Annotated in this window: 20 protein-coding genes, 17 tRNA genes, 3 rRNA genes and 1 riboswitch; of the genes, 7 read left to right on the top strand and 33 right to left on the bottom strand. The window is 45.9% G+C overall.

Annotated elements, in window-relative coordinates:
- Positions 1-80: 80 nt before the first annotated feature.
- The 5 genes from M1D98_RS04785 to queG form a co-directional block, all read right to left on the bottom strand.
- Entirely contained in the window at positions 81-794 is a 714-nt protein-coding gene (locus M1D98_RS04785) for a polymer-forming cytoskeletal protein (RefSeq protein WP_456280050.1), read from the bottom strand.
- Positions 785-1,426 carry a YhbD family protein gene (locus M1D98_RS04780; RefSeq protein ID WP_205600465.1) on the bottom strand — a complete coding sequence of 214 codons (642 nt, stop codon included), beginning with the start codon at positions 1,424-1,426 and terminating at the stop codon, positions 785-787. The genes M1D98_RS04785 and M1D98_RS04780 overlap by 10 nt, the downstream gene beginning before the upstream one ends.
- Before the next feature lie 94 nt (positions 1,427-1,520).
- Positions 1,521-2,003: a tRNA (uridine(34)/cytosine(34)/5-carboxymethylaminomethyluridine(34)-2'-O)-methyltransferase TrmL gene (gene trmL, locus M1D98_RS04775; RefSeq protein WP_082022477.1), complete on the bottom strand. Its 483-nt coding sequence runs from the start codon at positions 2,001-2,003 to the stop codon at positions 1,521-1,523.
- A gap of 37 nt (positions 2,004-2,040) precedes the next feature.
- The gene (locus M1D98_RS04770) at positions 2,041-2,970 is read right to left on the bottom strand and encodes an amidase domain-containing protein (RefSeq protein ID WP_082246265.1); all 930 of its coding nucleotides are present in this window, start codon (positions 2,968-2,970) and stop codon (positions 2,041-2,043) included.
- Between the two features lie 71 nt (positions 2,971-3,041).
- On the bottom strand, positions 3,042-4,202 hold the full coding sequence (queG, locus tag M1D98_RS04765; RefSeq protein WP_456280049.1) for a tRNA epoxyqueuosine(34) reductase QueG: 1,161 nt from the start codon (positions 4,200-4,202) through the stop codon (positions 3,042-3,044).
- 82 nt (positions 4,203-4,284) lie between these two features.
- Here queG and M1D98_RS04760 point away from each other — a divergent pair, with 82 nt between their 5' ends.
- On the top strand, positions 4,285-4,908 hold the full coding sequence (locus M1D98_RS04760; RefSeq protein WP_121642192.1) for a B3/B4 domain-containing protein: 624 nt from the start codon (positions 4,285-4,287) through the stop codon (positions 4,906-4,908).
- A 90-nt stretch (positions 4,909-4,998) separates the two neighbouring features.
- Here the strand turns inward: M1D98_RS04760 and M1D98_RS04755 are convergent.
- Positions 4,999-5,072: transfer RNA gene (locus M1D98_RS04755), tRNA-Gly, on the bottom strand.
- A 193-nt stretch (positions 5,073-5,265) separates the two neighbouring features.
- Between M1D98_RS04755 and M1D98_RS04750 the strand changes: the two genes are divergently transcribed.
- Together M1D98_RS04750 and M1D98_RS04745 are read left to right on the top strand one after the other, a co-directional pair.
- On the top strand, positions 5,266-5,466 hold the full coding sequence (locus tag M1D98_RS04750; protein ID WP_010327733.1) for a helix-turn-helix transcriptional regulator: 201 nt from the start codon (positions 5,266-5,268) through the stop codon (positions 5,464-5,466).
- 1 nt (position 5,467) lies between these two features.
- Complete coding sequence (locus tag M1D98_RS04745) at positions 5,468-5,941, top strand: hypothetical protein (RefSeq protein ID WP_010327732.1); 474 nt, start codon at positions 5,468-5,470, stop codon at positions 5,939-5,941.
- Between the two features lie 17 nt (positions 5,942-5,958).
- Here the strand turns inward: M1D98_RS04745 and rpsN are convergent, their stop codons facing one another.
- Together rpsN and M1D98_RS04735 are read right to left on the bottom strand one after the other, a co-directional pair.
- Positions 5,959-6,228 carry a 30S ribosomal protein S14 gene (gene rpsN, locus M1D98_RS04740; RefSeq protein ID WP_456280048.1) on the bottom strand — a complete coding sequence of 90 codons (270 nt, stop codon included), beginning with the start codon at positions 6,226-6,228 and terminating at the stop codon, positions 5,959-5,961.
- Between the two features lie 117 nt (positions 6,229-6,345).
- On the bottom strand, positions 6,346-6,882 hold the full coding sequence (locus tag M1D98_RS04735; RefSeq protein ID WP_456280220.1) for a hypothetical protein: 537 nt from the start codon (positions 6,880-6,882) through the stop codon (positions 6,346-6,348).
- Positions 6,883-7,211: 329 nt separating this feature from the next.
- On the opposite strand from M1D98_RS04735, the gene katA reads away from it, so the two are divergent.
- Positions 7,212-8,654, top strand: coding sequence for a catalase KatA (gene katA, locus M1D98_RS04730; protein ID WP_010327729.1), 1,443 nt, complete (start codon positions 7,212-7,214; stop codon positions 8,652-8,654).
- A gap of 173 nt (positions 8,655-8,827) precedes the next feature.
- Here katA and thiC read toward each other — a convergent pair whose 3' ends face one another.
- The 3 genes from thiC to M1D98_RS04715 form a co-directional block, all read right to left on the bottom strand.
- Complete coding sequence (gene thiC, locus M1D98_RS04725; protein ID WP_456280219.1) at positions 8,828-10,600, bottom strand: phosphomethylpyrimidine synthase ThiC; 1,773 nt, start codon at positions 10,598-10,600, stop codon at positions 8,828-8,830.
- Positions 10,601-10,731: 131 nt separating this feature from the next.
- Positions 10,732-10,839: riboswitch (TPP riboswitch) on the bottom strand.
- Between the two features lie 69 nt (positions 10,840-10,908).
- The gene (locus M1D98_RS04720; RefSeq protein ID WP_268526085.1) at positions 10,909-11,601 is read right to left on the bottom strand and encodes a Type 1 glutamine amidotransferase-like domain-containing protein; all 693 of its coding nucleotides are present in this window, start codon (positions 11,599-11,601) and stop codon (positions 10,909-10,911) included.
- A 274-nt stretch (positions 11,602-11,875) separates the two neighbouring features.
- Positions 11,876-12,079 carry a hypothetical protein gene (locus tag M1D98_RS04715; protein WP_026014409.1) on the bottom strand — a complete coding sequence of 68 codons (204 nt, stop codon included), beginning with the start codon at positions 12,077-12,079 and terminating at the stop codon, positions 11,876-11,878.
- A gap of 139 nt (positions 12,080-12,218) precedes the next feature.
- Here M1D98_RS04715 and M1D98_RS04710 point away from each other — a divergent pair, with 139 nt between their 5' ends.
- On the top strand, positions 12,219-12,995 hold the full coding sequence (locus M1D98_RS04710) for a sporulation protein (protein ID WP_121642188.1): 777 nt from the start codon (positions 12,219-12,221) through the stop codon (positions 12,993-12,995).
- A gap of 87 nt (positions 12,996-13,082) precedes the next feature.
- On the opposite strand, the gene M1D98_RS04705 is transcribed toward M1D98_RS04710, so the two are convergent.
- The 20 genes from M1D98_RS04705 to M1D98_RS04610 form a co-directional block, all read right to left on the bottom strand.
- Positions 13,083-13,164 (bottom strand) — tRNA-Leu (locus M1D98_RS04705).
- Between the two features lie 292 nt (positions 13,165-13,456).
- A tRNA-Leu gene (locus M1D98_RS04700) sits at positions 13,457-13,545 on the bottom strand.
- A gap of 7 nt (positions 13,546-13,552) precedes the next feature.
- Positions 13,553-13,623: transfer RNA gene (locus tag M1D98_RS04695), tRNA-Cys, on the bottom strand.
- Positions 13,624-13,628: 5 nt separating this feature from the next.
- A tRNA-Gly gene (locus M1D98_RS04690) sits at positions 13,629-13,703 on the bottom strand.
- Positions 13,704-13,752: 49 nt separating this feature from the next.
- Positions 13,753-13,824, bottom strand: a tRNA-Gln gene (locus M1D98_RS04685).
- A 9-nt stretch (positions 13,825-13,833) separates the two neighbouring features.
- Positions 13,834-13,909: transfer RNA gene (locus M1D98_RS04680), tRNA-His, on the bottom strand.
- Between the two features lie 24 nt (positions 13,910-13,933).
- Positions 13,934-14,007, bottom strand: a tRNA-Trp gene (locus tag M1D98_RS04675).
- A gap of 5 nt (positions 14,008-14,012) precedes the next feature.
- A tRNA-Tyr gene (locus M1D98_RS04670) sits at positions 14,013-14,097 on the bottom strand.
- A gap of 21 nt (positions 14,098-14,118) precedes the next feature.
- Positions 14,119-14,191, bottom strand: a tRNA-Thr gene (locus M1D98_RS04665).
- 5 nt (positions 14,192-14,196) lie between these two features.
- Positions 14,197-14,272, bottom strand: a tRNA-Phe gene (locus M1D98_RS04660).
- Between the two features lie 12 nt (positions 14,273-14,284).
- Positions 14,285-14,361 (bottom strand) — tRNA-Asp (locus tag M1D98_RS04655).
- Positions 14,362-14,422: 61 nt separating this feature from the next.
- Positions 14,423-14,499, bottom strand: a tRNA-Met gene (locus M1D98_RS04650).
- Between the two features lie 7 nt (positions 14,500-14,506).
- A tRNA-Val gene (locus M1D98_RS04645) sits at positions 14,507-14,582 on the bottom strand.
- A gap of 9 nt (positions 14,583-14,591) precedes the next feature.
- Positions 14,592-14,663: transfer RNA gene (locus M1D98_RS04640), tRNA-Glu, on the bottom strand.
- 34 nt (positions 14,664-14,697) lie between these two features.
- Positions 14,698-14,789: transfer RNA gene (locus M1D98_RS04635), tRNA-Ser, on the bottom strand.
- Between the two features lie 5 nt (positions 14,790-14,794).
- Positions 14,795-14,869, bottom strand: a tRNA-Asn gene (locus M1D98_RS04630).
- Positions 14,870-14,878: 9 nt separating this feature from the next.
- Positions 14,879-14,994: ribosomal RNA gene (rrf, locus tag M1D98_RS04625) — 5S ribosomal RNA — on the bottom strand.
- Positions 14,995-15,105: 111 nt separating this feature from the next.
- Positions 15,106-18,033 (bottom strand): 23S ribosomal RNA (locus M1D98_RS04620).
- 232 nt (positions 18,034-18,265) lie between these two features.
- Positions 18,266-19,815, bottom strand: a 16S ribosomal RNA gene (locus M1D98_RS04615).
- Together the 16S, 23S and 5S rRNA genes with 16 tRNA genes alongside form the textbook arrangement of a ribosomal RNA operon.
- Before the next feature lie 286 nt (positions 19,816-20,101).
- Positions 20,102-20,986 (bottom strand): nucleotidyltransferase-like protein, encoded by an 885-nt coding sequence (locus M1D98_RS04610; RefSeq protein ID WP_121642187.1) that lies wholly within the window; start codon positions 20,984-20,986, stop codon positions 20,102-20,104.
- Between the two features lie 207 nt (positions 20,987-21,193).
- Here M1D98_RS04610 and M1D98_RS04605 point away from each other — a divergent pair, with 207 nt between their 5' ends.
- Positions 21,194-21,547 carry a YgzB family protein gene (locus tag M1D98_RS04605; protein WP_010331493.1) on the top strand — a complete coding sequence of 118 codons (354 nt, stop codon included), beginning with the start codon at positions 21,194-21,196 and terminating at the stop codon, positions 21,545-21,547.
- Between the two features lie 34 nt (positions 21,548-21,581).
- On the opposite strand, the gene perR is transcribed toward M1D98_RS04605, so the two are convergent.
- Positions 21,582-22,019 carry a peroxide-responsive transcriptional repressor PerR gene (gene perR / locus M1D98_RS04600; protein WP_003223285.1) on the bottom strand — a complete coding sequence of 146 codons (438 nt, stop codon included), beginning with the start codon at positions 22,017-22,019 and terminating at the stop codon, positions 21,582-21,584.
- A 132-nt stretch (positions 22,020-22,151) separates the two neighbouring features.
- Positions 22,152-22,625 carry a thioredoxin-dependent thiol peroxidase gene (bcp, locus tag M1D98_RS04595; RefSeq protein WP_121642186.1) on the bottom strand — a complete coding sequence of 158 codons (474 nt, stop codon included), beginning with the start codon at positions 22,623-22,625 and terminating at the stop codon, positions 22,152-22,154.
- Positions 22,626-22,779: 154 nt separating this feature from the next.
- On the opposite strand from bcp, the gene M1D98_RS04590 reads away from it, so the two are divergent.
- On the top strand, positions 22,780-24,069 hold the full coding sequence (locus M1D98_RS04590; protein ID WP_456280047.1) for a glutamate-1-semialdehyde 2,1-aminomutase: 1,290 nt from the start codon (positions 22,780-22,782) through the stop codon (positions 24,067-24,069).
- The last annotated feature ends 177 nt before the right edge of the window (positions 24,070-24,246 follow it).

Below are 24,246 nucleotides of genomic sequence, written 5' to 3'. Positions count from 1 at the left end.
CGGTATAAGCCGCGCCTGCATCGTGTTCGGCGCCATGCCATTTTAAATGCCCCTGTTTTGTTTCCCCTTAACGGTCCTCCTCATATCTTCGTGCATGTTTTTACCGATGCGCTCGGATCACAAGAATAGTCCCCGCTGTATTCGACTGTTTCAATCTGGCAATCCGGACCAATTATCACTTTATTTCCCCGCACGGTTTTCGCCTTTGTATTTGCCAGCTCAATGACGTCACCTTCAATCAGTTCAGCCGTTAAAATAGGCTGCGGCAACAGTCTGAGCAAGCTAAGCATACCTTTTCTGCCAGTCACTTGAAGATGGCGGCAGCCAATTTCACGCACATCACTTTCCCCGGCAGAAAGCTTAATCTTCACTTGGTCAGCATTTAAGAGCCCGCTGATGTTGCATTTCCCTTCCGATAGAAAGGTTTCCGTTTCACAATCCGCTTCCATGACCGCTTTTCCGCTAATGACAATACCGTCAGCCTTGACTGTGCCTCCGAATGTTGATGATCCAGCGATTTTCAATTGTTTTGCGGATACCTCTCCTTCAATAAAACCTGTTCCGTTTATTCGAATAGATTCTGTGTCAACATCTCCCTGTATCTTTCCTGAGCCGTTGATGGTTATCACTTTTGCCTTGACGCTGCCGTCAGCTTTTCCGGTTCCATGAAAAGAAAAAGTCTCACACTCCACGTCCCCGGCCACGGTGCCGCTGCCGTTAATCTCAACTGATTGAAACGTTCCTCCCTTTGAACTTCCTGATCCGTTTATCACGAGCTTTTCCATTACATCCATTGATGGCCCTCCTGCATATATGTTGTTTTTAATTCCTCTGACGCCTTAGCTAAATCTACCCGTTCCACAACCTTGACAGATGACTCAAACAGAATGCTGTCGGCCGCAGCCGCTATAAAACAAGTTGTGACACCAAGCTTCCTCAGCACAATCAGCTCTGTCTGTTTCTTGATCTCTTCAGTATCATGCTGCTTTAACACCTCTGCCGCCATTTTGGCTTCTGCCAGGCTGACATTCCCGGACTGCAGCAGCCCTTCAAGCACATACAACGAAAGCAGTTCGCGGGAAGAAAAAACCATACCTTCTCTGCTTTCAGAAAAGACTTCAAGAACAGGCTTTGAAATCAAACCTTTATGCAGCAATTCATCAGCGGTCATGCTGATATCGTTTATTTTTGGCGACAGCATTTCCCTCATTTCATCCAGTGACAAATTTCCCTTCATCTTTTGAATCATTGAAATACGCTGTAAAATATCCTCCCTCGGAAAAAACGTCTCTTGCCCTGTAAATGTGGATTTGCGAATAAACCAATCCTCAGGAATTAAGTTTTTGCGCTTCCACCGATACAGCTGGCCGTAGGAAATCGATGTTATTTCAAGTAATTCTTTTTTAGAGATTAATTGTTCTTCCATAAGTCCAGCTCCTTTTGTGTACACATTGTAACATAACAATGTTACGTTGTTAAGCCCAAAAAAAATCCGCCCATCATCATGAGCGGATTTACTACTACTTCAAGTCACGGTAATTTTGCTGGCGCAGCGCTTCATAAACAAGAATGGCCGCGGTGTTGGACAGGTTTAACGATCTCACGTGCTCTGTCATCGGAAGACGCAGGCAGCGGTCCATGTTATTTTGGATTAACTCCTTTGGCAAACCGCTTGTTTCTCTTCCGAACACGAAAAAATAATCCTCGTCAAGATCAGTGTAATCAAACGATGTATGAGGCTGCTCGCCAAATTTCGTAATAAAGAAAAACTGGCCTTTTTGATATGCCTCAAACAATTCCTCTAACGAATCATGATACACAACGTTAACAAACTCCCAATAATCGAGCCCGGCACGCTTCAGCATTTTATCATCCGTTGAAAAGCCGAGCGGACGAATCAGGTGGAGCGTTGTATTGGTTGCTGCACAAGTACGTGCAATATTCCCTGTATTGGCGGGAATTTCTGGTTGATATAAAACGACATGTAATGCCACAATGTTCACCTCTGTTTTTCTTATCCGCCCACCATTATATCATTAATTACTCTTTTGTCGTATCATCAATGATATGAAAAAATGTATATCGGATGGATGGCGTGTATGCCGTAGAATCCTCGTATGACCAATACCTCATTCTGCTGTCATAGGACTGGGCGTTAACAAGCGGCATATTGCCTTTGTCCTTCGCCACGACAATCGTTGTATGATTAAACCGGCCGTCTCCTTCAAAGTCATAGCAAATCACATCACCCGGCATCAGTTCTTCCGCTGATTTCACCCGCACCGCACGCAGGCCGGCCTTTGAATTCGACAAATACATTTTCATAGAATGAGCTACCGTCCAGCTGTAGCTCCAGGAGCTTTGTTTCATCCACCAGCCTGATCCTCTGTTCGGATGGCCGCGCATCGGCGCGCCTCCCGCATGAAGACATTGAGAAATAAAATTCGTACAGTTATCGCTGAAATTTTTATAAGCCGGGTTGCGCTTGTTCCAATGTTTCTCGGCATATTGCACAGCGCCGAGACGATCGTATTGAAAGGCCCTGCCAAACGCTTCCCTTTCCTCTTGAGAATAGTCAATAATACTGGTCCCTTCATGAAATCCAGCCGGCTTTTTCGCAATTTCCTGATCACGAATCAAAATATGATCATAAAGGAAAGCCATCCGCTCCTCTATGTGCTCTTCCATATACAAGCTGTCGTCCTGCTCCTTATACACGTATTCATAATGGATGGTATACGTAAGGCAGGTCGTTCCGTCATCCTCAACCCGCGTATTGCCAATGACGGCCTTCGCTTTCGCTTTTACGATGTCAACTTTACGTTTTTCCAGAAGCTTCTTCTTCCGCTCCATGACTTCAAGGTCCCCGACTTCAGACTCCTGTCTCATCGCATACCCGTTAACCAGATAGCTCAGCCGCTCCTCTGCCAATTGTTCTAAAATGTGCTTCAAGCTCACCCCACCCGCCATACTTTTTGTAGAGAAAAAACACTTGGATGCATCTCATCTCAAGTGTTTTTTCCTTCTGTTCTATACGTATGTCAGGACAAGCCTTGTTTAGTCATGCCCGAAGCGTTTAGCAATCCAATTCCTTTTTCAATTTCCAGCTTCGCCTCTTCATCCTTCTCTTTTTCCAGCGCTTTTTCAAGCTCTTCCACGTATGCGCGGTCTCCGATTTTCCCGATCGCCCATGCAGCTGTTCCTCTGATCACAGGACGCGGGTCCTTATGCATCAAATCCGTCAATTCAGGCAGCGCGGACTCATCTTTAAAATGGGCAAGAGCGAGGATGGCGTTTCGCTGTATCGGTTTCTTCCCTCGCCAAGAACCCGAGACATGCCCGAATTTCTCTTTAAATTCCCGGTTGCTGATGGTTAAAAGCGGCTTCAATAACGGCTTGGCAATCTCAGGGTCAGGCTCCATTTCCGGATGAAGATGAAAATCCTTCCCTTTATTAAGAGGACACACCGTTTGGCACGTATCGCACCCGTACAGACGATTTCCAATCTTTGTCCGGAATTCATCAGGCAAGAATCCTTTCGTCTGGGTCAGAAACGAGATGCAGCGCTGCGCATTCAGCTGTCCCGGATTTACCAGTGCCCCCGTCGGACAGGCGTCCAGACATTTCGTGCAGGATCCGCACATATCTTCAATCGGCACATCAGGCTCAAAAGGTATATTGGTAATCATTTCTGCCAAATATACATAAGAGCCATACTCAGGCGTTGTGATCATACAGTTTTTCGCACTGAATCCGATGCCGGCCCGCTCTGCAACGGCCCGATCAGATAATTCGCCAGTATCGACCATTGACTTCGTTCTGATATCCTCATGCTTGCTTCTCAAGAATTCCTCGAGCTGATCAAGTTTTTCCCTCAGCACATCGTGATAGTCTTTGCCCCAGGAAGCTCTGCAAAAAATGCCCCTGCGCTCCGTTCTCGTGCTTCTCGGCGCATCCTTCATTCTGGAAGGATATGCGAGGGCAATCGCCACAATTGATTTCGCTTTCGGCAAAAGCAGCGTGGGCGTCACCCTTTTCTCGATATCTGGCTCTTCAAAGCCGGAGAGATAGCCTAGTGATTCTTGAAGAATCAAACGGTCTTTTAAACTGTCAAATGTATCAGCGGTCGTAAAACCAATCTTGTCCACGCCAATGCTTTTCGCATATTCAATTAATTCTTCTTTGAGCTGATAAACGTTCATGTTTTGCACAGCCTCCTTTCTTTGTGATAAAACGATACAGCGTTTATAATAGGTTGATATCCCGTATCTGGAGTGAATGCTTGTGAATATTAAACTAGATTCTGTTATTACTGAACGTGCGGCCGGCTTACATGCGGCAGCTGTAATTTATGAGAATATCGAGGTCGGCTCCTCACCGCAAATGCTGAAAGGCAGGCTTCGCCTATTTCAAGAATCCCTGTTTTTCGATTATGCGGACGGCGGAATATCTGATGCCCCCTTCGTCAAGGAATGGCAGGAACTCTTTAAAAAGCTGACCCCTGCATTTGAGGGAGAAACAACACCAATGGAGGACATGCTGATCCCAATATCTAAAGAACAATTCAAAGAAAGCAAGGATTCAGCCCATGACACCACCGATTTTTTCGCATTAAAATATTCTCTGCCCATTATGATTTATGATGCCGGCAAGCTTCATGAGCAAGTCCGAATCTCATTGGGAGAAAAAGAAAACATCCTGCATTTCTCTGATGAAAACGGCATATTCGGCGATTTTAAAAACAGCGTCAATCGCTTTCCCGTTACTAACGAGACCAAGAACATGCTGCAAATCATCTTTTTCCCGCCTTCCATTGAAAAAAGCAGCGCTGTTAAACTCTTATCATCATTAACAAAAATGTTTGAACAAATTCACGGCGGCACCCATACAGTACATTGGCTTACGTAAAAGAACACAGTGAAAGTGTTCTTTTTTACATAAAAAAACGCAATACCTCGTTTATCTAAGAAACGAAACACTGCGTTAATAACGTATGTATGGAGCGGGTGATGAGAATCGAACTCACGACATCAGCTTGGAAGGCTGAGGTTTTACCACTAAACTACACCCGCATTTTTGATTGTCAGCAACAGTATCGCTCTGACTTATTTTATATTACATGTTTATTGTTTTTTCGTCAAGGGAATATAAAAATTTTGTCGAAAAAATGTCTTCTTTTTGTAAAGATGTTAAGTCACATTTACAAAATGTTAAGTATACTATACAATATAACCAAATGAGATTGTGAAGGGGACAGACGTCATGATGAAAAATAAAGTAAAAGAGCTGAGGGCACGGTTGGGATATTCTCAGGAAAAACTCGGAGAAACAGTCGGCGTGACAAGACAAACGGTGGCGGCTATCGAAAAAGGCGACTATGTCCCCTCACTGCTGTTAGCACTGAAAATCTGTAAAGCCTTCTCCATGAAAATGGAGGATATCTTTTGGTTAGAGGAGGAAAACTAAGATGAGCATGAAAACAAAAGCAGCTTTTCAACTTGTATTATTTGCCCTTGCATGCTGGACGTTGATATCATACTTTAAAGCCTCGGAAGGCATAGCAGCCTTTTCCCGTACAAAGAGCGGTGAAATGGTGTTTGAATTAAACCTCACTCCCTTTATTCTGTTTGTTGCGGCGGCTTCGGTTTATTTGTACTTGCATAAGAAAAGCCGCCCTGCCAGAAAGCAGCTTCTTCTGCCTGATGAATTTGAAGAGCAGGATGAAAGAGAACAGATGATGACGGCAAAAGCATGCCGCGCATCCTATATCGCCGTCTACTTCTCGCTTCCTGCCGCAGCAGTTCTTCTCATTTTTTATCCGCTTTTTCAATCACGTATTCCGTTTTTCCCTATTATAATTGTGTTCATCATCATGATTATCCAGCACCTATCCTATGTCATCTCTTTCAAGAAAAACGAAAAAAACTCCGGCTCGCTGTAATGGGCCGGAGCTTCTTCTTACCAGCTCGATTTTTTCACACCGGGAATCTGGCCTTTATGGGCCAGATTCCTGAAAGAGATTCTGGATATTTTAAACTTTCTCATATATCCTCTCGGGCGCCCCGTTACCATGCAGCGATTGTGGAGCCTCCCCGGTGCTGAATCTCTCGGCAGCTTGCTGAGTGCCTCGTAATCTCCTTTTTCTTTCAGCTCGCGTCTTATAGCCGCGTATTGTTCAACAAGCTGCTGGCGTTTTAACTCTTTTGCCACTTTAGATTTTTTTGCCAAGATATAGCCTCCTCCATTAAGCAAATCGAAATCGTTACGATTTAAAATATACCATGCATGATTCAAAAAAAGCAAGCACACTGTTTTACAAAACAGACGGCCAAAAGCCGTCCGTGTTTAATCGTGCAATTTGACATAATAAAGCAAGGCATCTTGATATTTAATTAAGTCTTTTTTATGGTCAGAGGTACTCATGGTTTCTTTGGAATTTTTTATACTGCTGCCGATCAATACAGGTTTTTCAAAAGAAATCGGCTGAGCCGATGAAATATTCTGAGTCATCTCCTGTACCGTGCTGCCATCACGCCGAAACGACGAAGCAGCCGCAATATTCCCTTGTTTATCCACAATCCCAAAATGAACGGTGGTCAATTTATTCTTTCCTTCTCCCTCCTCATTCTCAAAGTAAACAAATTGTAATGAATCGGGTTTTTCCTCAGAGTAGTCTTCACTTACCGGTCCAATGGTCTCAGCAAGCTTTCCGTTTTGATAATGCTCTATATACATTTCGGCTCCAGAAATGCTATTGCTGATATTTGCAACCTCGGCAGTAAATGTTTGTGAGGCTGCAACATCCATTCTGTTTTTTTCGAGATCTGACATATCCGCCTCTTTGATTTCCATTTGTTTTGTATCTTCGCATGCCGACAGCATAGCGAGCAGGCAAATGATTGTTGCGCTAATCAATGTTTTCAGAAAAACCGCTCCCTTCTTTACATAGCATACCATGTTTAGAGGCTGTGTTTTCCTAAAACCGCAACCTATTTATCACTTACTCTGCTTGTTTCGCAAATAGAGAAGAAAAAAACAAACCCATAATTTTTTTCATCCTTCCTTAAAGGTTGATATGACAATGGTTTAACGGCATTTTCAATACTAGATATCGCTTAATAGAGATATTTATTTTATAATAATTATAAAATAATATTGACTTTTTTATTGGAGATGATATTATGTTTTTATAAATTCTAAGAGGTGATCATATGAGCTCAAACAAACTGACAACTAGCTGGGGCGCTCCGGTTGGAGATAACCAAAATTCAATGACTGCCGGTTCTCGCGGACCAACTTTAATTCAAGATGTACATTTACTTGAAAAATTGGCCCATTTCAACAGAGAACGTGTTCCTGAACGTGTTGTACATGCCAAAGGAGCAGGCGCTCACGGATATTTTGAAGTGACAAATGATGTCACAAAATACACGAAAGCCGCTTTCCTTTCTGAGGTCGGCAAACGCACACCGCTCTTCATTCGTTTCTCAACCGTTGCCGGTGAACTTGGCTCGGCTGATACAGTTCGCGACCCGCGCGGATTTGCGGTTAAATTTTATACTGAAGAAGGAAACTACGACATCGTCGGGAACAATACACCTGTATTCTTCATCCGCGATGCGATTAAGTTCCCTGATTTCATCCATACACAAAAAAGAGATCCAAAAACACACTTAAAAAACCCTACAGCGGTTTGGGATTTCTGGTCACTTTCACCAGAATCACTGCATCAAGTGACAATCCTGATGTCTGACCGCGGGATTCCTGCGACACTTCGCCACATGCATGGCTTCGGAAGCCATACATTCAAATGGACAAATGCCGAAGGCGAAGGCGTGTGGATTAAATATCACTTTAAAACAGAACAAGGCGTGAAAAACCTTGACGTCAATACTGCGGCAAAAATTGCCGGTGAAAACCCTGATTACCATACAGAAGATCTTTTCAATGCGATCGAAAACGGAGATTTCCCTGCATGGAAACTATATGTGCAAATCATGCCTTTAGAAGATGCCAATACGTATCGCTTTGACCCGTTTGATGTTACAAAAGTTTGGTCTCAAAAAGACTATCCATTAATCGAGGTCGGACGTATGGTTCTCGACAGAAATCCTGAAAACTACTTTGCAGAAGTAGAACAAGCGACATTCTCGCCCGGAACACTCGTGCCTGGCATTGATGTTTCTCCTGATAAAATGCTTCAAGGCCGGCTGTTTGCTTATCATGATGCACACCGCTACCGTGTCGGTGCAAACCATCAAGCACTGCCAATTAACCGCGCACGCAACGAAGTGAACAATTATCAGCGTGACGGACAAATGCGCTTTGACAATAACGGCGGCGGATCTGTATATTACGAGCCAAACAGCTTCGGCGGTCCGAAAGAGTCACCGGAGGATAAACAAGCAGCATATCCGGTAGAAGGAATCGCTGACAGCGTAAGCTATGATCACAACGATCACTACACACAAGCCGGTGACCTCTACCGTTTAATGAGCGAGGATGAGCGTGCCCGCCTTGTTGAAAATATCGTTAACGCCATGAAGCCGGTAGAAATTGAAGAAATCAAACTTCGCCAAATCGAGCATTTCTACAAAGCGGATCCTGAATACGGAACACGCGTAGCTGAAGGTCTTGGATTAAAAATCAAATAAAATTATTAATAGAATTGCAAAAACCCGCTGTACATAGCGGGTTTTTTATTTGCGCACTTCGTATGTCCTCCATATGAGCATCACACTCTATCGTTTGCTTTCAAACAAAAAAGCCCTTATCTAAAAGATAAGAGCCTTCGGTGCCCAAAGAGAATACGTTCGCAGTCAATCTTTTATTTGTAAAGCTGGCTGCCTTGATTTACAAATTCTTCGGCTTTTTCTTTCATCCCCTCTTCAATAGCATCCCATTCGCTCAGCTCTTTGTCCTTCGCATAGTCACGGATATCCTGAGAAATTCTCATGCTGCAAAACTTCGGTCCGCACATTGAACAGAAATGAGCTGTTTTCGCTCCTTCTGCCGGCAAGGTCTCATCATGGTATTCAAGCGCTCTTTCCGGATCAAGAGATAGATGAAACTGATCTCGCCAGCGAAATTCAAAGCGAGCTTTCGATAAAGCGTCATCACGTATTTGCGCTCCGGGATGCCCTTTTGCAAGGTCTGCGGCGTGCGCAGCAATTTTATATGTAATGACTCCTTCACGAACATCATCACGGTTTGGCAGCCCCAAATGCTCCTTCGGCGTTACATAACAAAGCATTGCTGTCCCATACCAGCCGATCATTGCCGCTCCGATCGCTGAAGTAATATGGTCATAGCCCGGCGCTATATCTGTTGTCAGCGGCCCCAAGGTGTAAAAAGGCGCTTCTTTGCAGATGTCCATTTGTTTATCGACGTTCTCTTTGATTTTATGCATCGGCACATGCCCAGGTCCCTCAATCATCACCTGAACATCATGCTTCCAGGCAATTTGCGTCAGCTCCCCAAGTGTCTCTAATTCAGCAAACTGCGCTTCATCATTGGCGTCAGCGATTGATCCGGGTCGAAGCCCGTCTCCCAGAGAAAAAGCAATGTCATACGTTTTCATAATCTCACAGATCTCTTCAAAATGGGTATAGAGAAAGCTTTCCTGATGATGAGCCAGACACCATTGTGCCATAATCGCTCCCCCGCGTGATACGATTCCCGTCGTCCGTTTGGCTGTTAACGGCACATACCGCAGCAAAACACCCGCGTGGATCGTAAAATAATCCACTCCCTGTTCAGCCTGCTCGATCAGCGTGTCACGATAAATCTCCCACGTTAGATCCTCCGCTACGCCGTTTACTTTTTCAAGCGCCTGATAAATTGGAACCGTCCCTACAGGCACAGGGCAATTGCGGATAATCCATTCACGCGTCGTATGAATATCTTTTCCGGTAGATAGATCCATCATCGTATCCGCTCCCCAGCGGATAGCCCACGTCATTTTTTCCACTTCTTCTTCAATGGATGACGTAACCGCCGAATTCCCAATATTCGCATTAATCTTCACATGAAAATTCCGGCCGATAATCATCGGTTCACTCTCGGGATGATTAATATTTGAAGGAATGATCGCCCGGCCGCTTGCTACCTCATCTCTGACAAATTCGGGAGACACATGCTCGCGGATTGCGATAAACTCCATCTCAGGTGTAATGATTCCTTTTTTGGCATAGTGCATTTGCGTGACGTTTTGGCCCGCTTTCGCCCGCAGCGGTTTCCGCTTTAGTCCCGGATAACTTACGTTTGGATTTGCTTTTTTATAACCGTTATCTTCTGGTTTGACATCCCGTCCTTCATATTCTTCAACATCGCCGCGCTCCGTGATCCATTTTTGGCGAAGCGGCCTTAATCCTTCTTGAATATGAATGGCCACCTCAGGGTCCGTATACGGTCCGCTTGTATCATAGACACGAACAGGCGCGTTTTCTTCTTCGCCGAACGCTCCTGTCGTCGGACTTAAGGCAATTTCCCTCATTGGCACTTGGATGTCCGTAGAGGAACCCTCCACGTATACTTTCTTGCTCCCTGAAAAACTCGACATAATCGAAATGTTGGCTTGCTGCACTGAATCGTTTTGCATCACTGATCCTTCCCCTCTCTTCGTTTGAAAGGACAAAATCAAGCTCATTACCAGCACAAAAAACCGGATTCAAAGAATGAACCCGGTTACAGTCAGAAAGAAACATATTATCGCCCAGGACGGCAATAATAAAAACAATTTCTCTACTTCCCCACGCTGGTACGAACCAGATCAGGTCCAAAGGGTTAAGAAGCTTACCTTCTCTCTCAGCCCGAAAACGGGCACCCCCAGTAACTATTAATTTCGCACTCATCTTAACATAAAACCAACCCGAAAAAAAAGAGAAATATAGATCATATTCAGCTAATTCACCCCAGATATTTTACCGGCAGCGGGGTTTCAAAGATTTCATGTTCAACCACCGTCACCCGATATGCCTTTGCACCCGGCCTTGAGCTCACTGTCTGAAACAGCTGATCATTTATAAAATGGAGAGCCGCTCCATCATCCGCCGCATAACCATCACCCAAGAAACCATTACATATCAGCTGATGGAATATCGGCCGCCGCTCCTTCTCACTGTCATAATGAGGACAAAAGCTTCCATGCAAAAAGCCTAAACTTTTCATACTTGTCAGCGGCCCGGCTGAATCCGTCACCCCTTCTTCAAACCAGCACATCGCACCGGCACTTAATCCAGCTAAAACCACACCGCTCTTCCACGCCTCTCTGAGAATAAGATCCAGCCCCCACTCCTTCCATAGCACAAGCATATTCCGCGTATTTCCCCCGCCAACATAGATCACGTCCTGTTCCATAACAAAAGAAAGTATATCTGTTGATGGCGGCTTAAATAAGGATAGATGAGACGGTACACAGTCCATTGTTTGAAATGCATGATAAAACCGCTGGACATAGTTTTGTGAATCACCGCTCGCCGTCGGCAAAAAACAAATGCGAGGTGACTTCCGTTTCGTTTGATTGATGATATATTGATCGAGAGACAAATTGTCCGGTTCCATCGAAAAACCCCCGCCGCCCATCGCAATAATCTGTTTCATCATCCCACCCCCGACAAAACTTGTTATTCATTATAGCATGACAAGGCTACATATTTTCTTAACAGGACGACCTAGAAAATAAATCTTCTGAAGAACGGGGAGATAAGCCTTTGAACGAGGTCTCAGCCCAATTTTTAATTTCAGTCACATTTAGAAAACGCAATCCCTAGCCTCAGAACAGCGCTGCACGATCAATTCGTTACAGTTCTAGATAAAAATATATCTGTATCACAAAAAAGACGGGACCTCATCTTTCAGATCCCGCCTCTCCCTTTTATTGCTCCACTCTTCGTAAAGCCTCGTTTACCGTTTCTTTGATAAACACATCTTCACCGCTTAATCGATCTAAACTGAGATCGCCGTTTCTCAGCCTTTCGGAAATATGGTTTATATCCTCTTCTACCGTGATTTGCAGCTCACCGGCCAAAAACATTCTGTGTAATTCATCAGCAACCATACTTTCTTTGTTCATTCCAATCCGCTCCTTTGCTTTCAATATTATTCTTAGTCTGTCCCTAGGCAGGACAAATAATAGGAAAAAAGTATGAATCAAACGAATCTTTTTTCCTTCTTCTTACGTATATCTGTTGAGAAAAAGAAAAAGGGGAAGATCTAACATGTCATTTTTCAAGAAGCTTGCAGCAAGTGCCGGAATCGGTGCTGCAAAAGTAGATACAATTTTAGAGCAAGACGCCTATTATCCAGGAGAAAAAGTACGGGGAACTGTTCATGTCAAAGGCGGAAAAATCGCTCAGGACATCCGCTTTATTGACGTACAGCTTAATACACGGTACGTCATTGTAAAAGATGATGAAGAGCATCGAAAATACGCTACAATTCATTCTTTCCGGGTCACTGGTTCATTCACCATTCAGCCTGGAGAAGAGCATCAATTTCCGTTCTCATTCATTCTTCCACTTGATACCCCGATTACTGTAGGAAAAGTAGAAGTCGCCATGGTGACAGACCTTGATATCGAAGGTGGTATCGATAAATCCGACCATGACCGCATTTTCGTTGAGGCACACCCTTGGATTGAAAATGTACTGGAAGCAATCGAAAACCTTGGCTTCCGCCTTCATGAAGCAGACTGCGAACAAGCGCCTTACTTCCAGCGCAGACTTCCATTTGTTCAAGAATTTGAGTTCGTTCCAACATCAGGTTACTATCGTCAGATGCTTGATGAGTTAGAGCTTATTTTCCTTTTAGACGAAAACGGTTTAGACATTATTTTCGAAGTCGACCGCAGAGCAAGAGGACTGCGAGGGTGGCTGGAAGAGATGTACAATGACGGAGAACAGCTCGTACGTGTCCGCTTCAGCCAATCAGAGCTTGAAGATGTAGAAGGTCTTGAAGAGGTGTTAAAAGAGATCATAGACCAATACGCTGAGTAAATTAGAAAAAGGAGCTCAAATAAGCTTGGCTCCTTTCTTAGATCAAATAAAAAAACCCGTTTCTATTTAAGAAACGGGTTTTCAGTATACCGGTGGTCGGGGTCGAACCGACACTCCAGAAGGAACACGATTTTGAGTCGTGCGCGTCTGCCAATTCCGCCACACCGGCAAGTTTTACGTCGTATCCAACCGACGAATATAAATATATCATGGATTATATAAAGTGTCAACGTATTTCAAAAAAGTTTTTTTGGAAATATAAAATAAAAAAGTATTTAGGGCTTAGCTAAATATAAAGGTTCAAAGACCCAAGCAGCTTTATGATCATTTACCGGAACTTAGCTGCTAATGATAAATGAAATCAAAGCAATAAAAAAATGATCTACTTGTGTAGATCATTAATATGATTAGTTATCAATATAGAACACAAACACCAATTCAACTTATCATGTAAGTAAAATTGGTGCCGAGGGCCGGACTTGAACCGGCACGGTAGTCACCTACCGCAGGATTTTAAGTCCTGTGTGTCTGCCAATTCCACCACCCCGGCAAAAGAAAGGCGACACCCGGATTCGAACCGGGGATAAAGGTTTTGCAGACCTCTGCCTTACCACTTGGCTATGCCGCCATAATTGGAGCGGAAGACGGGATTCGAACCCGCGACCCCCACCTTGGCAAGGTGGTGTTCTACCACTGAACTACTTCCGCATCTTAAGGGACTTAATACATGATATGCAATAGATATAAAAAAGTGAGACTGGGCTAGCTGGATTCGAACCAACGCATGACGGAGTCAAAGTCCGTTGCCTTACCGCTTGGCTATAGCCCAATGATAATATGGGGCGATTGATGGGAATCGAACCCACGAGTGCCAGAGCCACAATCTGGTGCGTTAACCACTTCGCCACAACCGCCATAATCTCAAGATGTCATAAATTTGGCAGGGGCAGTAGGAATCGAACCCACACCGGAGGTTTTGGAGACCTCTGTTCTACCGTTAAACTATGCCCCTATAAATGGTGGAGGGGGGCAGATTCGAACTGCCGAACCCTGAGGGAGCGGATTTACAGTCCGCCGCGTTTAGCCACTTCGCTACCCCTCCACATTAAGTTTTGAAAAACAGTGCCGGCAAGAGGACTTGAACCCCCAACCTACTGATTACAAGTCAGTTGCTCTACCAATTGAGCTACACCGGCATAGGTGGTGGCTCGGGACGGAATCGAACCGCCGACACACGGATTTTCAGTCCGTTGCTCTACCAACTGAGCTACCGAGCCTTATTATTTAAATGGCGGTCCGGACGGGACTCGAACCCGCGACCTCCTGCGTGACAGGCAGGCATTCTAACCAACTGAACTACCGGACCATATTAAAATGAATTATTTTGGTTGTACCCTTCGGGCACGCCTTATTTTATTCATATATTTTGGTTGCGGGGGCAGGATTTGAACCTGCGACCTTCGGGTTATGAGCCCGACGAGCTACCGAACTGCTCCACCCCGCGATGATAATGGTGGAGGATGACGGGCTCGAACCGCCGACCCTCTGCTTGTAAGGCAGATGCTCTCCCAGCTGAGCTAATCCTCCATCATATAATGACCCGTACGGGATTCGAACCCGTGTTACCGCCGTGAAAGGGCGGTGTCTTAACCGCTTGACCAACGGGCCCAGACTTTTAAATGTAATTATGTATAAATATCAGTGGCGGAGAGCAAGGGATTCGAACCCTTGAGACGGAGTTGACCGCCTACACGATTTCCAATCGTGCTCCTTCGACCACTCGGACAGCTCTCCAATAATGGCTCCGCAGGTAGGATTCGAACCTACGACCGATCGGTTAACAGCCGATAGCTCTACCACTGAGCTACTGCGGAATGAAGTCTGCCTGGCGATGTCCTACTCTCACAGGGGGAATCCCCCGACTACCATCGGCGCTGAAGAGCTTAACTTCCGTGTTCGGCATGGGAACGGGTGTGACCTCTTCGCCATCATCACCAGACAATTTCAGTGACATTTAACATTATACTATGTGTCCTTGAGAAAATCAAGTGTTTTTTTGAAAAAACTTATTCTCTCAAAACTAGATAACAGATGTGACATCAATCAAAATGTAGTTAAGTCCTCGATCGATTAGTATCTGTCAGCTCCATGTGTCGCCACACTTCCACCTCAGACCTATCAACCTGATCATCTTTCAGGGATCTTACTTCCTTGCGGAATGGGAAATCTCATCTTGAGGGGGGCTTCATGCTTAGATGCTTTCAGCACTTATCCCGTCCGCACATAGCTACCCAGCGATGCCCTTGGCAGAACAACTGGTACACCAGCGGTGCGTCCATCCCGGTCCTCTCGTACTAAGGACAGCTCCTCTCAAATTTCCTGCGCCCGCGACGGATAGGGACCGAACTGTCTCACGACGTTCTGAACCCAGCTCGCGTACCGCTTTAATGGGCGAACAGCCCAACCCTTGGGACCGACTACAGCCCCAGGATGCGATGAGCCGACATCGAGGTGCCAAACCTCCCCGTCGATGTGGACTCTTGGGGGAGATAAGCCTGTTATCCCCGGGGTAGCTTTTATCCGTTGAGCGATGGCCCTTCCATGCGGAACCACCGGATCACTAAGCCCGACTTTCGTCCCTGCTCGACTTGTAGGTCTCGCAGTCAAGCTCCCTTGTGCCTTTACACTCTGCGAATGATTTCCAACCATTCTGAGGGAACCTTTGGGCGCCTCCGTTACCTTTTAGGAGGCGACCGCCCCAGTCAAACTGCCCACCTGACACTGTCTCCCCGCCCGATAAGGGCGGCGGGTTAGAAGGTCAATACAGCCAGGGTAGTATCCCACCGATGCCTCCACCGAAGCTGGCGCTCCGGTTTCCAAGGCTCCTACCTATCCTGTACAAGCTGTACCAACATTCAATATCAGGCTGCAGTAAAGCTCCACGGGGTCTTTCCGTCCTGTCGCGGGTAACCTGCATCTTCACAGGTACTATAATTTCACCGAGTCTCTCGTTGAGACAGTGCCCAGATCGTTGCGCCTTTCGTGCGGGTCGGAACTTACCCGACAAGGAATTTCGCTACCTTAGGACCGTTATAGTTACGGCCGCCGTTTACTGGGGCTTCAATTCGCACCTTCGCTTACGCTAAGCGCTCCTCTTAACCTTCCAGCACCGGGCAGGCGTCAGCCCCTATACTTCGCCTTACGGCTTCGCAGAGACCTGTGTTTTTGCTAAACAGTCGCCTGGGCCTATTCACTGCGGCTCTCTCGGGCTTGCACCCTAACAGAGCACCCCTTCTCCCGAAGTTACGGGGTCATTTTGCCGAGTTCCTTAACGAGAGTTCTCTCGATCACCTTAGGATTCTCTCCTCGCCTACCTGTGTCGGTTTGCGGTACGGGCACCTCTCACCTCGCTAGAGGCTTTTCTTGGCAGTGTGGAATCAGGAACTTCGCTACTATATTTCGCTCGCCATCACAGCTCAGCCTTATGGGAAACGGATTTGCCTATTTCCCAGCCTAACTGCTTGGACGCGGATATCCAATACCGCGCTTACCCTATCCTCCTGCGTCCCCCCATTGCTCAAATGGTGAGGAGGTGGTACAGGAATATCAACCTGTTGTCCATCGCCTACGCCTTTCGGCCTCGGCTTAGGTCCCGACTAACCCTGAGCGGACGAGCCTTCCTCAGGAAACCTTAGGCATTCGGTGGAGGGGATTCTCACCCCTCTTTCGCTACTCATACCGGCATTCTCACTTCTAAGCGCTCCACCAGTCCTTCCGGTCTGGCTTCACAGCCCTTAGAACGCTCTCCTACCACTGTTCGAAGAACAGTCCGCAGCTTCGGTGATACGTTTAGCCCCGGTACATTTTCGGCGCAGAGTCACTCGACCAGTGAGCTATTACGCACTCTTTAAATGGTGGCTGCTTCTAAGCCAACATCCTGGTTGTCTAAGCAACTCCACATCCTTTTCCACTTAACGTATACTTTGGGACCTTAGCTGGCGGTCTGGGCTGTTTCCCTTTCGACTACGGATCTTATCACTCGCAGTCTGACTCCCAAGGATAAGTCATTGGCATTCGGAGTTTGACTGAATTCGGTAACCCGGTAGGGGCCCCTAGTCCAATCAGTGCTCTACCTCCAAGACTCTTACCTTGAGGCTAGCCCTAAAGCTATTTCGGAGAGAACCAGCTATCTCCAGGTTCGATTGGCATTTCACCCCTACCCACACCTCATCCCCGCACTTTTCAACGTGCGTGGGTTCGGGCCTCCATTCAGTGTTACCTGAACTTCACCCTGGACATGGGTAGATCACCTGGTTTCGGGTCTACGACCACGTACTCATGCGCCCTATTCAGACTCGCTTTCGCTGCGGCTCCGCATCTTCTGCTTAACCTTGCACGGGATCGTAACTCGCCGGTTCATTCTACAAAAGGCACGCCATCACCCGTTAACGGGCTCTGACTACTTGTAGGCACACGGTTTCAGGATCTCTTTCACTCCCCTTCCGGGGTGCTTTTCACCTTTCCCTCACGGTACTGGTTCACTATCGGTCACTAGGGAGTATTTAGCCTTGGGAGATGGTCCTCCCGGATTCCGACGGAATTTCACGTGTTCCGCCGTACTCAGGATCCACTCAGGAGAGAACGAAGTTTTGACTACAGGGCTGTTACCTCCTATGGCGGGCCTTTCCAGACCTCTTCATCTACCTCGTTCCTTTGTAACTCCGTATAGAGTGTCCTACAACCCCAAGAGGCAAGCCTCTTGGTTTGGGCTAATCCCGTTTCGCTCGCCGCTACTCAGGGAATCGCATTTGCTTTCTCTTCCTCCGGGTACTTAGATGTTTCAGTTCCCCGGGTCTGCCTTCTCATATCCTATGAATTCAGATATGGATACCACTCCATTACGAGTGGTGGGTTTCCCCATTCGGAAATCTCCGGATCAAAGCTTGCTTACAGCTCCCCGAAGCATATCGGTGTTCGTCCCGTCCTTCATCGGCTCCTAGTGCCAAGGCATCCACCGTGCGCCCTTTCTAACTTAACCGTTAAAAAGAATCACTATGTGATATCTTGTCTTACTAATTGAATGTGATGTCTACTGTTATCTAGTTTTCAAAGAACAACGCATAGGACATGCTAACACATGCGTTGCCACACGATGTGGCGCATTTAGCAGGTGCTCCTATGTCTGAAGGAATGATCCTTCAAAACTAAACAAGACAGGGAACGTTCTGTTTATAAGACCCAAGGTCTTATATTCCGTAATATATCCTTAGAAAGGAGGTGATCCAGCCGCACCTTCCGATACGGCTACCTTGTTACGACTTCACCCCAATCATCTGTCCCACCTTCGGCGGCTGGCTCCTAAAAGGTTACCTCACCGACTTCGGGTGTTACAAACTCTCGTGGTGTGACGGGCGGTGTGTACAAGGCCCGGGAACGTATTCACCGCGGCATGCTGATCCGCGATTACTAGCGATTCCAGCTTCACGCAGTCGAGTTGCAGACTGCGATCCGAACTGAGAACAGATTTGTGGGATTGGCTTAACCTCGCGGTTTCGCTGCCCTTTGTTCTGTCCATTGTAGCACGTGTGTAGCCCAGGTCATAAGGGGCATGATGATTTGACGTCATCCCCACCTTCCTCCGGTTTGTCACCGGCAGTCACCTTAGAGTGCCCAACTGAATGCTGGCAACTAAGATCAAGGGTTGCGCTCGTTGCGGGACTTAACCCAACATCTCACGACACGAGCTGACGACAACCATGCACCACCTGTCACTCTGCCCCCGAAGGGGACGTCCTATCTCTAGGGTTGTCAGAGGATGTCAAGACCTGGTAAGGTTCTTCGCGTTGCTTCGAATTAAACCACATGCTCCACCGCTTGTGCGGGCCCCCGTCAATTCCTTTGAGTTTCAGTCTTGCGACCGTACTCCCCAGGCGGAGTGCTTAATGCGTTAGCTGCAGCACTAAGGGGCGGAAACCCCCTAACACTTAGCACTCATCGTTTACGGCGTGGACTACCAGGGTATCTAATCCTGTTCGCTCCCCACGCTTTCGCTCCTCAGCGTCAGTTACAGACCAGAGAGTCGCCTTCGCCACTGGTGTTCCTCCACATCTCTACGCATTTCACCGCTACACGTGGAATTCCACTCTCCTCTTCTGCACTCAAGTTCCCCAGTTTCCAATGACCCTCCCCGGTTGAGCCGGGGGCTTTCACATCAGACTTAAAAAACCGCCTGCGAGCCCTTTACGCCCAATAATTCCGGACAACGCTTGCCACCTACGTATTACCGCGGCTGCTGGCACGTAGTTAGCCGTGGCTTTCTGGTTAGGTACCGTCAAGGTGCCGCCCTATTCGAACGGCACTTGTTCTTCCCTAACAACAGAGCTTTACGATCCGAAAACCTTCATCACTCACGCGGCGTTGCTCCGTCAGACTTTCGTCCATTGCGGAAGATTCCCTACTGCTGCCTCCCGTAGGAGTCTGGGCCGTGTCTCAGTCCCAGTGTGGCCGATCACCCTCTCAGGTCGGCTACGCATCGTTGCCTTGGTGAGCCATTACCTCACCAACTAGCTAATGCGCCGCGGGTCCATCTGTAAGTGGTAGCCGAAGCCACCTTTTATGTTTGAACCATGCGGTTCAAACAAGCATCCGGTATTAGCCCCGGTTTCCCGGAGTTATCCCAGTCTTACAGGCAGGTTACCCACGTGTTACTCACCCGTCCGCCGCTAACATCAGGGAGCAAGCTCCCATCTGTCCGCTCGACTTGCATGTATTAGGCACGCCGCCAGCGTTCGTCCTGAGCCAGGATCAAACTCTCCATAAAGTAATGGAGCGCAGATTAAGTTCGTCACATCCTGTGACAACATCTGCATGACCTGCATCGTGCAGGCCCCTGACTACGCACATCGCTGTGCGATTTATAAAAAAATGAATTAACAGGTGCGTTTTGTCTTGTTTAGTTTTCAAAGATCATTTTCACTTCTTGTTCAAGCGACTTTATTAATATAACATTTCGACTTTCTTTTGTCAAATGTTTTTTGTTTTATTTCCCCGCCGCTGTGAGCTTATTTTTCAGTAGCGCATCAGCGACGTTTAATAATATAACACGGTCAAGAATCAGAGTCAACATCTTTTTCGAAAAAATATCCTCGGTGATAGACAGCCTGTCCTTTCGTTTCTATCTGGCAGACGTTAATCAGTCCCTTGTCCGTTAGGTAATCAAGCATAACGCCAAGGTCTTGGGTAAAGTGCTTTAAGTCAGGATGCTGAAGAAGCTCACCGAATTGCCAAATGTCTTTTTCTTTCATCACCTCGAAAAGATGTGCCGACCCGATATCAGATTTAGAATGGATGAGAAAATCATTTGCTAAGAATAATAATTCGAGTCTTTTCTCTAAGCTCTCGTGACTTTCAATCAGCTCGGAATATAATTTGTACACTTGCGGCTCCATCTGGCGCACTTGGCTCCATACCGTGGTTTCCGGATGGAATCCCCTGTCGATTACTTCTATACGCGCTAAATGATGGAGCGCATGAACAACCGCGTTGTAGGCATCTAAAAATTGATTGGCTTCAAAAAAAGCTTTTCCTTCAATATATCTTCTGATTAATTTGCCGTATTCAAGTCCGATCTTCAGTTTGCGCTCAGCAAACGGAAATGTATTCAGCCTGTCAATCAGCTCGGCAATGTATTCATTACGGTCAAACATGACTTTTCCATTTACAATCCAATCTATGATTCTTCTATTTGTCCCGAGCAAAATCCATTCTTTAATCTGAGAATCCGTTACCACATGCAAAGAAGCTGTTTTTTGATCAAATTCATAATGCTTTATAAAAACAGGCTCGTCAGCCTCCTTTACAATCACCAGCAAAGCGGCATCAAAGTTATCTGTTAAGGAAGATGTTCTGTTTCTTCTCTCAATCATAATGACAGCTAATGTGTTGGGATGACTTGCTCTTTCTTGGTAAATTGGACGGAGAAGATTATCCATCACTATTCCTCCAATGCAATTGTTCAATTTTTTTATCTCTACTTGATTCAATTCTATGGTTATAACGAAATTCCTTTTATTCTAAACACATTGAACTATTATAAACAATTTCACTATAAGTCTCCATATGTAAATTCCAGTTCAATCGAAAAGATGAAGAAAATCCCATTGGGTTTGTGCTATAGTTAAAGTCAGAGGGGGATGGACATGGCGAAATACTCCAGCAAAATTAATAAAATCAGAACATTTGCGTTAAGTTTGGTTTTCGTTGGGTTTGTCATTATGTACATCGGGATCTTTTTCAAGGATTCAGTTTTGCTATCTAGTTTGTTTATGATACTTGGGCTTTTATCCATCGGGCTCAGCACGGCTGTTTACTTTTGGATCGGTATGCTTTCGACCAAAGCGGTCCGCGTCATATGTCCGGGCTGTGAAAAAGAGACAAAGGTTTTGGGAAGAGTAGACATGTGCATGCATTGCAGAGAGCCGCTGACTTTAGATAAGGGCTTAGAAGGAAAAGAATTTGATGAGTCTTATAATAAAAAGAAAATGTCCAAATAAAATAAGCTGACCGTTTCGTGCGGCCAGCTTATTTTTAATGGTTTTCTTTTTTTGAACACTCTTGGCAGACGCCGTAAATTTCTAAACGGTGGTGGCTTACTTTAAAGCCCGTCACATGGGCAGCAAGCTGCTCCACTTCGTCAAGGCCCGGGTAGTGGAAGTCCACAATTTTGCCGCAGTTTTCACAGATTGCGTGATAGTGATCGGATGTGACAAAATCGAATCTGCTGGAAGCATCACCGTATGTGAGCTCTTTTACCAAACCGGATTCCCGAAATACACGCAAATTGTTATATACCGTCGCTACGCTCATGTTAGGGAACTTCCCTTCCAGAGCTTTATATATATCGTCCGCTGTTGGGTGAGCCATAGAGTTAACGAGATATTCCAGAATCGCATGACGTTGAGGAGTAATGCGAACTCCGGTTTCCTTCAACGTTTCTAAGGCTTCTTTTAGTTCATGTGCAGCCATCCGTCATGCACCTCTCTTCTAAAAAAAATTCTTACATTGTAATGTTTATAATTAGTGTAACTCTTTTTACGATAATTTGTCAATTGATATCAGGGCAAAAGTAAGCACATCATTTGAAATTGATAGACATATTTACTTTTCCGACATCTCTTTGAGTGTCTGAAGCGCTTCGGCTACATGGTCTTTTACTTTTACCTTTCTCCATTCTTTAACGAGCCGGCCTTCCTTGTCAATCAAAAATGTAGAGCGCTCAATTCCCATATATTCTTTTCCGAAGTTTTTCTTCAGCTTCCAAACATCAAATGCTTCCGCCAGCTTGTGTTCATCATCAACAAGAAGCAGAAATGGAAGGTTATGCTTCTCTTTAAATTTTCCGTGTTTTTCCTGGCTATCCGGGCTGACCCCGATAATGACCGCATCCAATTCCTCGAAGCTTTCGTGGCTGTCCCGAAAATCGCATGCTTCGGTTGTGCATCCCGGTGTCATGTCTTTTGGATAAAAGTAAAGCACAATGTACTTCCCTTTATAATCCGCTAACGTTACTGTTTCCCCCTGATCGCCTTTTAACTCAAGATCAGGCGCTTTTTGTCCGATTTCTATCGTCATTTTCTTTACCTCCGGATGTCTTTTTATTAAGCGTATCCAATTCTTGTCCAGATTACAACCGTCGCCCCTTGCGTCTTGAGCCCGAATCCATTGTTCTTGTACGGAAGCATGCTACAATAGAAAGGAGGCATGTACATATAGGAGGTTTTTATTCTTGCATACAAAATCAATTGAACTTCACAATGAGGCATTAACGCACATTGTCGGCGGTGTAAACAGCCCGTCTAGATCATATAAAGCGGTCGGCGGCGGTTCTCCCGTCGCAATGGAAAAAGCAAACGGCGCTTATTTTTGGGATGTGGATGGCAACAAATACATCGATTATTTAGCGGCGTACGGTCCGATTATTACCGGACATGCCCACCCTCATATTACAGAAGCGATTAAAAAAGCGGCAGAGAATGGTGTTTTATATGGTACACCGACGAAACATGAGGTTACATTTGCAAAGATGCTTAAAGAAGCCATTCCTGCTATGGACAAAGTAAGATTCGTCAATTCGGGGACAGAAGCAGTTATGACGACCATCCGTGTGGCTCGCGCATATACAGGACGGACCAAAATCATTAAATTTGCAGGCTGTTATCATGGACATTCGGATCTTGTTCTTGTCGCAGCCGGTTCTGGTCCGTCAACTCTCGGCACACCCGACTCGGCCGGTGTACCGAAAAGCATCGCAAACGAAGTCATCACCGTTCCATTTAATGATATTGAAAGCTATAAAGCGGCTCTTGATAAATGGGGCAGTGAAATCGCGGCGGTTCTCGTTGAGCCGATTGTCGGCAACTTCGGAATTGTTGAACCGAAAGAGGGCTTCTTGGAAAAAGTAAATGAACTGACACACGATGCGGGCGCTCTTGTAATTTACGATGAAGTCATTACGGCTTTCCGCTTTATGTACGGCGGCGCGCAGGATCTCCTGCAGGTGAAACCGGATTTAACAGCACTCGGAAAAATTATCGGCGGCGGTCTTCCGATCGGTGCCTATGGCGGCAAAAAAGAAATCATGGAGCAGGTGGCTCCGCTTGGGCCGGCTTACCAGGCTGGTACAATGGCAGGCAATCCCGCTTCCATCCTATCTGGCATCGCTTGTCTGGAGGTGCTTAAGGAGGAAGGCGTATATGAAAAGCTTGATCACCTTGGCGCTATGCTGGAGGAAGGCATTTTACAGCATGCAGAAACACACGGCATCACGATTACTGTCAACCGCTTAAAAGGCGCACTCACGGTTTATTTCTCTGATGAAAAGATCGAAAATTACGAGCAGGCAGAACGCAGTGACGGAGAAACATTCGCCAGATTCTTCAAACTGATGCTGGAACGCGGCGTTAATTTAGCACCATCTAAATATGAAGCTTGGTTTATTACAACAGCACATACAGAGCAAGATATTAAAGACACGCTTGCAGCGGTAGAGGATGCTTTTAAACATCTTAAAAACTAGTATCAGACACCTTTGACAGGAGCAGAAAGCTCCTGTTTTTTTATTCATTCGAACAGCGTGTAAGATTTTGGTCTATTTCTCGAAAAATAGCTTGAATATTTGTATCGATCCCTGTATATTACTTAGTTGTTTAGCAAATCAACTGACCGGGAATTTTAAGGATTAGCATTTGCTATG

The sequence above is a fragment of the Bacillus sp. K7 genome (assembly GCF_053903245.1).
Note: the sequence above shows the minus strand (reverse complement) of the source record. Positions and strands in the feature narration are given on the sequence as shown.

What these genes read in the sequence shown, in the direction of transcription:
- M1D98_RS04785 (WP_456280050.1), bottom strand. Translation starts at nt 794, where the DNA reads ATGGATGTAATGGAAAAGCTCGTGATAAACGGATCAGGAAGTTCAAAG.
- M1D98_RS04780 (WP_205600465.1), bottom strand. Translation starts at nt 1,426, where the DNA reads ATGGAAGAACAATTAATCTCTAAAAAAGAATTACTTGAAATAACATCG.
- M1D98_RS04770 (WP_082246265.1), bottom strand. Translation starts at nt 2,970, where the DNA reads ATGGCGGGTGGGGTGAGCTTGAAGCACATTTTAGAACAATTGGCAGAG.
- queG (WP_456280049.1), bottom strand. Translation starts at nt 4,202, where the DNA reads ATGAACGTTTATCAGCTCAAAGAAGAATTAATTGAATATGCGAAAAGC.
- M1D98_RS04750 (WP_010327733.1), top strand. Translation starts at nt 5,266, where the DNA reads ATGAAAAATAAAGTAAAAGAGCTGAGGGCACGGTTGGGATATTCTCAG.
- M1D98_RS04745 (WP_010327732.1), top strand. Translation starts at nt 5,468, where the DNA reads ATGAGCATGAAAACAAAAGCAGCTTTTCAACTTGTATTATTTGCCCTT.
- M1D98_RS04735 (WP_456280220.1), bottom strand. Translation starts at nt 6,882, where the DNA reads ATGCTGTCGGCATGCGAAGATACAAAACAAATGGAAATCAAAGAGGCG.
- katA (WP_010327729.1), top strand. Translation starts at nt 7,212, where the DNA reads ATGAGCTCAAACAAACTGACAACTAGCTGGGGCGCTCCGGTTGGAGAT.
- thiC (WP_456280219.1), bottom strand. Translation starts at nt 10,600, where the DNA reads ATGCAAAACGATTCAGTGCAGCAAGCCAACATTTCGATTATGTCGAGT.
- M1D98_RS04720 (WP_268526085.1), bottom strand. Translation starts at nt 11,601, where the DNA reads ATGAAACAGATTATTGCGATGGGCGGCGGGGGTTTTTCGATGGAACCG.
- M1D98_RS04710 (WP_121642188.1), top strand. Translation starts at nt 12,219, where the DNA reads ATGTCATTTTTCAAGAAGCTTGCAGCAAGTGCCGGAATCGGTGCTGCA.
- M1D98_RS04610 (WP_121642187.1), bottom strand. Translation starts at nt 20,986, where the DNA reads ATGGATAATCTTCTCCGTCCAATTTACCAAGAAAGAGCAAGTCATCCC.
- M1D98_RS04605 (WP_010331493.1), top strand. Translation starts at nt 21,194, where the DNA reads ATGGCGAAATACTCCAGCAAAATTAATAAAATCAGAACATTTGCGTTA.
- perR (WP_003223285.1), bottom strand. Translation starts at nt 22,019, where the DNA reads ATGGCTGCACATGAACTAAAAGAAGCCTTAGAAACGTTGAAGGAAACC.
- bcp (WP_121642186.1), bottom strand. Translation starts at nt 22,625, where the DNA reads ATGACGATAGAAATCGGACAAAAAGCGCCTGATCTTGAGTTAAAAGGC.